The organism is Acidovorax sp. KPB24-03 (assembly GCF_057546605.1).
In genome coordinates, this window is sequence record NZ_BAAJYR010000182.1 from 1 (window position 1) to 7095 (window position 7095).

The 7095-nt window shown below is 61.8% G+C and carries 8 protein-coding genes; 7 read left to right on the forward strand and 1 reads right to left on the reverse strand.

From position 1 onward, the window contains the following. From AC27KI_RS16365 to AC27KI_RS16380, 4 genes are all read left to right on the forward strand, one after another. Positions 1–545 (forward strand): RHS repeat-associated core domain-containing protein (locus AC27KI_RS16365; protein ID WP_487114767.1); only part of this gene is annotated, 545 nt, incomplete at its 5' end. Further along, positions 542–943: a hypothetical protein gene (locus tag AC27KI_RS16370; protein ID WP_487091032.1), complete on the forward strand. Its 402-nt coding sequence runs from the start codon at positions 542–544 to the stop codon at positions 941–943. The genes AC27KI_RS16365 and AC27KI_RS16370, both read left to right, overlap by 4 nt. Before the next feature lie 331 nt (positions 944–1274). Then, positions 1275–2540 carry an RHS repeat-associated core domain-containing protein gene (locus AC27KI_RS16375; RefSeq protein WP_487114769.1) on the forward strand — a complete coding sequence of 422 codons (1266 nt, stop codon included), beginning with the start codon at positions 1275–1277 and terminating at the stop codon, positions 2538–2540. Beyond that, entirely contained in the window at positions 2540–2983 is a 444-nt protein-coding gene (locus AC27KI_RS16380) for a hypothetical protein (RefSeq protein WP_487114771.1), read from the forward strand. The genes AC27KI_RS16375 and AC27KI_RS16380 overlap by 1 nt, the downstream gene beginning before the upstream one ends. Positions 2984–3041: 58 nt before the next feature. On the opposite strand, the gene AC27KI_RS16385 is transcribed toward AC27KI_RS16380, so the two are convergent. Next, on the reverse strand, positions 3042–3944 hold the full coding sequence (locus AC27KI_RS16385) for a LysR family transcriptional regulator (RefSeq protein ID WP_272549336.1): 903 nt from the start codon (positions 3942–3944) through the stop codon (positions 3042–3044). Between the two features lie 186 nt (positions 3945–4130). Between AC27KI_RS16385 and AC27KI_RS16390 the strand changes: the two genes are divergently transcribed. From AC27KI_RS16390 to AC27KI_RS16400, 3 genes are all read left to right on the forward strand, one after another. Next, on the forward strand, positions 4131–4856 hold the full coding sequence (locus tag AC27KI_RS16390) for a pirin family protein (RefSeq protein ID WP_284427195.1): 726 nt from the start codon (positions 4131–4133) through the stop codon (positions 4854–4856). Between the two features lie 111 nt (positions 4857–4967). Further along, a complete protein-coding gene (locus AC27KI_RS16395) occupies positions 4968–5642 on the forward strand; it encodes a hydrolase (RefSeq protein WP_487114773.1) in 675 nt (224 codons plus the stop codon). A gap of 45 nt (positions 5643–5687) precedes the next feature. Next, positions 5688–7095, forward strand: a 1408-nt coding sequence (locus tag AC27KI_RS16400; protein WP_487114775.1) for an amidohydrolase, incomplete at its 3' end; no start/stop codon positions are given.

Here is a 7095-nt window from a genome sequence, read left to right on the forward strand (position 1 = left end):
ACCCTCACCTGGGGCAGTACATCACGCAGGATCCCATTGGATTGGGGGGAGGAATCAACTTATATCGTTACGTTGAAAGACCAACTACTTATATTGATCCATTGGGCTTGACAGGAAATGCTCACCAACGCGCCGTTAAACGCGGTGAGGTGAATAGACAGGCATCAATTGATGCGCAGACTGCTGGGATGCTTGAGGCGCCCAGTCATCCACTGGACAAGGTTTATGACGTGGTTAATCCGAACGAAAAAGTTTGGAAACAAGCGAGTCCTTATGACTACACACAATATTGCAAAAAATGGAGCAAAAATAAGTTAACTTGTCAGTCTGGAGATAAAGAGCCCGGCAAAGATGTTAAAACTCCTTCAGATTACATACCGGAAGAATCGATGTGGAAAAGTTCTGAAATCCCAAAGGGATACGAATGTGATACGCCTGTGTACTTTAAAGATTTGCAAGAAAGAGGCGCGGCACCTACTGCGGATACTGATGATATTATGGATTTGGCAAATAAAATGAGGCAACGAAGAGGATCTCGAAAATGATTAAATCGATATGTTTTGCAATTATTTTTTTGATTTCTTTTGATGTCAAGGCGGAGAAATTTCGCAATGATATCGATTGTTCTGCCATGTTTTCGGAGGATTATATTTTTGCAAGATTCCCTGTGTTAAATCCAAAAAAAATATGGCAATGGAACGTTGTTGAAAGGACTGTCGAACGTCCTGAATACGCGTGGATTGCAGAAACTGGAAAATATAAAAATGGTAAATTTGAAGGTGATGGATTCGCTTTTTCATCACTAATTGGATCAGTTGATTTAAAAAATACCTCGCCCCAACAAGGGAGTCTCGGTGATTTGATAAATGCGACCAAAAAAAATGCTTTTTTTTACAAAAAAAATCGCCGCACTATCTGGATGAGCAAAAGAAGGATAAATTAAATCATTTAAGTATAATCCGGGCAAAAATTGTCGATGATGATGCCGTAATGATGATGGTGGTGGACAAGCTGGCAACAGATGAGGGTAAATCTAGCAATCCAACACATATGAAATTGACAGCAATATTTCCCGATTTAAAATATTCTTATACTTGTACGCCAAAAATTGAACTGATAAAAATGAAATAGTTATGAAAGCGAGAGCATCGATGCCCTGAACCAGCGCACGCGCCACCAGTACGACGGCGCGGGCCAAGAGCGACGGGCGCGGCAGGTCCACCACCCGGGTGTGCAAGGAAGGCCGGGCAGGGGCTGGGCGCGGCTGGACGCCGGTGGCGCGCTACCGCTACGACGCGTTCGGGCGGCGTCTGGGCAAGACCGTGGTTCGCGAAGGACATCAGGAGACTACCCACTACGGCTGGGACGGCGACCGGCTGGTGCACACGCAGGATGGGCAAGGCATCCGGCACACGGTGTACGAGCCGGCCAGCTTCGTGCCGCTGCTGCAGCTGCAGCGCAGGCAGGGGGCCAAGGATGCGGTGCAGTTGCTGATGGGCCTGGGCGCGCAGGCGGGCGAAGACGCCACGGATGCGGCGGACAGCTTCGCGGCCATGCCGCGGGCGCAGCGGGAGATGGTGCAGGCGGCGCTGAACACCGTGCTGGACCCCGCCAGCGGCGCGCAGGCACTGGCCCTGGTGCAAAAACACATGCCGCAGGATCTGGCGCAGGCCATGGCGGGCAGCGTGGGCCAGTTGCAGGCCGAGCGACAGGCCCAGGCAGCGGGCAACCCGCTCACCATCCGGCACTACCTGTGCGACCACCTGGGCACGCCGATCGGGCTGGTGGATGGCAACGGAGAGAAGGCCGGCGAGATCACCTGGGCGGCCAGCTATGGCGCCTGGGGAGATGTGCAGGAGGAATACAACCCGCACCGGATCGAGCAGAGCATCCGGCTGCAGGGCCAGCAGATCGATGCCGAGACCGGGCTGCATTACAACCGCTTCAGGTACTACGACCCTCACCTGGGGCAGTACATCACGCAGGATCCGATCGGATTATCCGGTGGCGTGCATCCCAGTACCTATCCGGTCAATCCCGTTCAGTACATTGATCCGCTGGGTCTGTTCGAGTGGACCAATATCGAGATGCCGTCCCTTCCATCGTTCGATGGCAAAGGGGATACGGCAGTTTGCAGCTACTACGATGACATGGCGAAGAGCAAGCCCCAATGCAGTTATTACCCGGCCGGGGCATTGATATGCCGGGGCGAAAATATGAGTGTGAACGCGGTGGTCAAAACGGCCCTCGTCGCAGAGTCCGCCATCCAGGGAAAGTCGCTCAAGCAGTCCGAGGTTTTGACGAGCATCCGGGGGAAACTGGTCGCCTCGGACAAGGCGGCGCAGGCCGCGGGCAAGGTCGATCAAAACGGCTGTACGCAAGGCAATGAAATCGATGCGTATCACGACAAGGCCTTCACCGAATCCGGAGTCAGCAAAAACTTCTATGGCGGTAATTTGTGGCCCCAGGGTACATGGCCGAATCCTGTGCCCCTGGACCCCTCGGCATGGAAATACGACCCCAGGAGAATTTGGAATTGATGAAGAACCCGCGTCCCGAAGCATTGCAGGCCCCTTCGAAATGGATGGCTTACGCGTGTTGGATTCCATTCGCCGTTCTGGGCTTGGGCATCCTCGTGTTCTTTCTGTCGGTGGTTGCATCGGCCTTTCAGGAACTGCTGCCCAAATGGGTGGCCGCCCATGATTATTTGCCCAAGGCGATGGCCTATCTGCTGCTGGGCGCCCACGTCCTTCTGACTTCGGGCCTGGCTTTTCTCGTCTTCATCCTGTTTTTCATCAAAAACAAGCAGCCGCTGCACGGGTTTTATGTGGGGATGTTTTTTCTCCTTTATTTTCCCTTGCGGGTGTTTTTCATCTTTATGGTGATGCCGCTTTTCCCGCTGTGGTTGGTCCTGGAATGCGGGGAAATCTGGGTGCTGAAAAAGATCTATCGCAAATTCCCGCAGCGGCTGGCAACCCCCTGACGGGAATCGGCCGTCGCAGCGACGCTTGCCGCCGTGATCGGCCGAGTCGGCGGCGCCCTCACTGCGGCAGGATGCCCGGCAGCAGCGGCCGGTCCAGCCGCTGGCGCCACCATTTGAGTGCCTCGCCCATGTGCTCGGGTTTCCAGGCGAGCCAGAAGGTTTCGTCGGGGCGGGGTTCCTCCACCGGCAGCTCCACCAGCACCCCCGTCTCCAGCTCCACCCGGATGCACGCGCGCGGCAGGAAGCCGTGGCCCAGGCCCGCCGCCTGGCAGGCGATCTTGGCCTGCATGGACGGCACGGTGATGCGGCGCTGGCCCGACTGCAGGCCCACGGTGCGGTCGGTAAGCGACCGCGCGCCGTCGCCCACCACCACGGCGGTGTGGTCCAGCAGGTCGCTGCGGGTGATCGGGCGCTGCAGCTGCGCCAGCGGGTGCGTGGCCGTCACGCAGAACACGAACGCCAGGCTGCCCACGGCCACCGCCTTGTAGCCGCCGCCGGCGGGGCCTTCGCCCGCCGCGACGACGATGTCGGCGCGGCCGTCGCGCAGCGCCTCCCAGGTGCCTGTGAGCGCCTCGCAGCCGATGCGCAGGCGCGTGCCGCAGTGCAGGTCCTCGAAGGCGCAGATGTCCTGGTTGAACGCGCTGGTGGGGATGAGCGAGTCGTGCACCAGCCGCAGCTCCGATTCGAACCCCGTGGCGATCTGCCGCATGCGCGATTCGAGCTGGTGCGCAGCCGTGAGCAGCCAGCGGCCTTCCTTGAGCATCTCCTGCCCGGCGGGCGTGAGCGCCACGCGCGGGCCGTTGCGGGTGAAGAGGGCGATGCCGAGTTGTTCCTCCAGTTTGCCGATGGCATAGGAGATGGTGGACGGCACCTTGTGCAGGCGCTCGGAGGCGCCGGCGAACGAGCCGTGGCGGGCGATGGCGTCCACCAGTTCGATGGCTTCGAGGGTGAGTTTCAGCATGGGGGCAGGCCGGGGGGTTGAATCATCGAAATTATCGATGATGCACGGCCAAACCTTTCAACCTGCGCCCCATCACGGCGCGGGATACTTTCTTCACCGCAGCACTGAAGCCCAATGAAATCGAGGCGATTTCAGCGACAGGCCCCCAGTGTGAATTTTATCGAAAAAACCGAAAGGAAACGCACCATGCTCGACATCCGCAAAGCCCACCAGCGCGGCAACGCCAACCACGGCTGGCTGCATTCGCACCACACCTTCTCGTTCGGCCATTACCGCGATGCCAACCAGCAAGGCTTCTCGGACCTGCTGGTCATCAACGACGACCGCGTGGCGCCGGGCAAGGGCTTCGGCACGCACCCCCACCGCGACATGGAAATCTTCTCCTATGTGCTGGAAGGCGCGCTGGAGCACCAGGATTCGATGGGCACCGGCTCGGTCATCCGCCCCGGCGACGTGCAGATGATGAGTGCCGGCACCGGCGTGCGCCACAGCGAGTTCAACCACTCGGCCGAAGCGCCCGTCCACTTCCTGCAGATCTGGATCGTGCCCGGCGTGACCGGCGCCACGCCCCGCTACCAGCAGGTGCACTTCAGCGAAGCCGAAAAGCGCGGCCGGCTGCGGCTGATCATCTCGCCCGAGGGGGCCGACGGCTCGCTGGCCGTGCACCAGGATGCCCGGGTGCATGCCGGCCTGTTCGACGGCGACGAGGCCGCCGAACTGGACGTGGGCCCCGGCCGCAACGTGTATGTGCACGTGGCCCGCGGCAGCCTGGAGGTGAACGGCGAGCGCCTGTCCGAAGGCGACGGCGCCCGCATCCGTGACGCCGGCGCCCTGCGCTTTGCCAGGGGCGAAGGCGCCGAGGTGCTGGTGTTCGACCTGCGCCCCAACGAGCTGCCCGCCATGCCGCACTGATCGACAAGGGGCGGCGGCACCGCCGCCCCGCCTGCCTTCTTTTTTGTCTTTCGATTCCCCGCTTTTTTGTTTTCTCTCCTCCATTCACTCGATCCATCCAGGAGTTTTGCCATGACCGCCACCGCCACCCGCATCAACGCCGTCGCCACTGCCACGCCCGGCGCCACGCTGCTGAACCCGCAGGACCACACGCTGGTGATGATCGACTTCCAGTCGCAGATGGCCTTCGCCACGCATTCGATCGATGCGATCACGCTGCGCTCCAACGCCGGCCTGGTGGCCAGCGCGGCGGCGGGCTTCGGCGTGTCCACGATCCTGACCACCGTGGCGGAAAAGAGCTTCAGTGGTCCGATGTTCGAGGAGGTGACCGCGCCGTTCCCCGGCCAGGCGCTGCTGGATCGCACGTCAATGAACACCTGGGAAGACGAGGCCGTGATCCGCCGCATCAACGAGATCGGCAAGCCGCGCATCGTGCTGGCGGGCCTGTGGACCAGCGTGTGCATCGTGGGCCCGGCGCTGTCGGCGCTCGACCAGGGCTTCGAGGTGTACGTAATCGCCGATGCGAGCGGCGACATCTCCACCGAGGCCCACCACCGCGCCATGGATCGCATGGTGCAGGCGGGTGCGCGGCCCATCACGGCGCTGCAGTATCTGCTGGAGCTGCAACGCGACTGGGCGCGCACGGACACGTACGACATGACGACCGGCATCGCCAGAAAGTTCGGTGGCGGCTACGGCCTGGGCATCACCTATGCCAAGGCCATGTTCAACGCCCACGAGGGTTGAAAAGAGCGCACCCTTCGCATTGCCGATCCCCCAAGGAGCCTGCCCATGACCCCGTCCACCCCTCCCGACCTGATCCTGTACAACGGCCGCTTCACCACGCTGGACCGCGCCAACCCCACGGCCAGTGCCGTGGCCATCGCGCAGGGGCGCTTCACCCACGTCGGCAGTGAGCGCGAGGTGCTGGCGATGGCCGGGCCGGGCACGCGGCGCATCGACTTGAACGGCCGCCGCGCGCTGCCGGGCCTGATCGACAACCACCTGCACATCATCCGCGGCGGGCTCAACTTCAACATGGAGCTGCGCTGGGACGGCGTCAAAAGCCTGGCCGATGCCATGGGCATGCTGCGGCACCAGGTGGCGGTCACGCCTGCGCCGCAGTGGGTGCGCGTGGTGGGCGGGTTCACCGAACACCAGTTCGCGGAGAAGCGCCTGCCCACCATCGCCGAACTGAACGCCGTGGCGCCGGACACGCCGGTGTTCATCCTGCACCTGTACGACCGCGCGTTGCTCAACGCCGCCGCGCTGCGCGCCGTGGGCTACACGTGCGACACGCCCGCGCCGCCCGGCGGCGAGATCGTGCGCGATGCGGCCGGCAACCCCACCGGGCTGCTGCTGGCCAAGCCCAATGCGGCCATCCTCTACGCCACGCTGGCCAAGGGCCCCAAGCTGCCGCATGCATACCAGGTGAACTCCACGCGCCACTTCATGCGCGAGCTGAACCGCCTGGGCGTGACGGGCGCCATCGATGCGGGCGGCGGCTTCCAAAGCTACCCCGACGACTACCAGGTGATCCAGGAACTGGCCGATGCCGATCAGCTCACCATCCGCCTGGCCTACAACCTGTTCACGCAAAAGCCGAAGCAGGAAAAGGAAGACTTCCTGAACTGGACGGCCACGTCGCAGTACAAGCAGGGCACGGACTACTTTCGCCACAACGGCGCGGGCGAGATGCTGGTGTTCTCGGCGGCGGACTTCGAGGACTTCCGCCAGCCGCGCCCCGACATGGCGCCCGAGATGGAGGACGACCTCGAAGGGGTGGTGCGCATCCTGGCGCACAACCGCTGGCCCTGGCGCATGCATGCCACCTACGACGAGACCATCGAGCGCGCACTCGACGTGTTCGAGAAGGTCGATCGCGACACGCCCCTGGCCGGCCTGAACTGGTTCTTCGACCATGCCGAGACCATCTCGGAAAAGTCCATCGACCGCATCGCCGCTTTGGGCGGCGGCGTGGCCGTGCAGCACCGCATGGCCTACCAGGGCGAGTATTTCGTCGAGCGCTACGGTGCCGGCGCGGCCGAGGCGACGCCGCCCGTCAAGCGCATGCTGGACAAGGGCGTCAAGGTCTCGGCCGGCACCGATGCCACCCGCGTGGCCAGCTACAACCCGTGGGTGTCGCTGTCGTGGCTCATCACGGGCAAGACCGTGGGCGGCCTGCAGATCACGCCGCAGC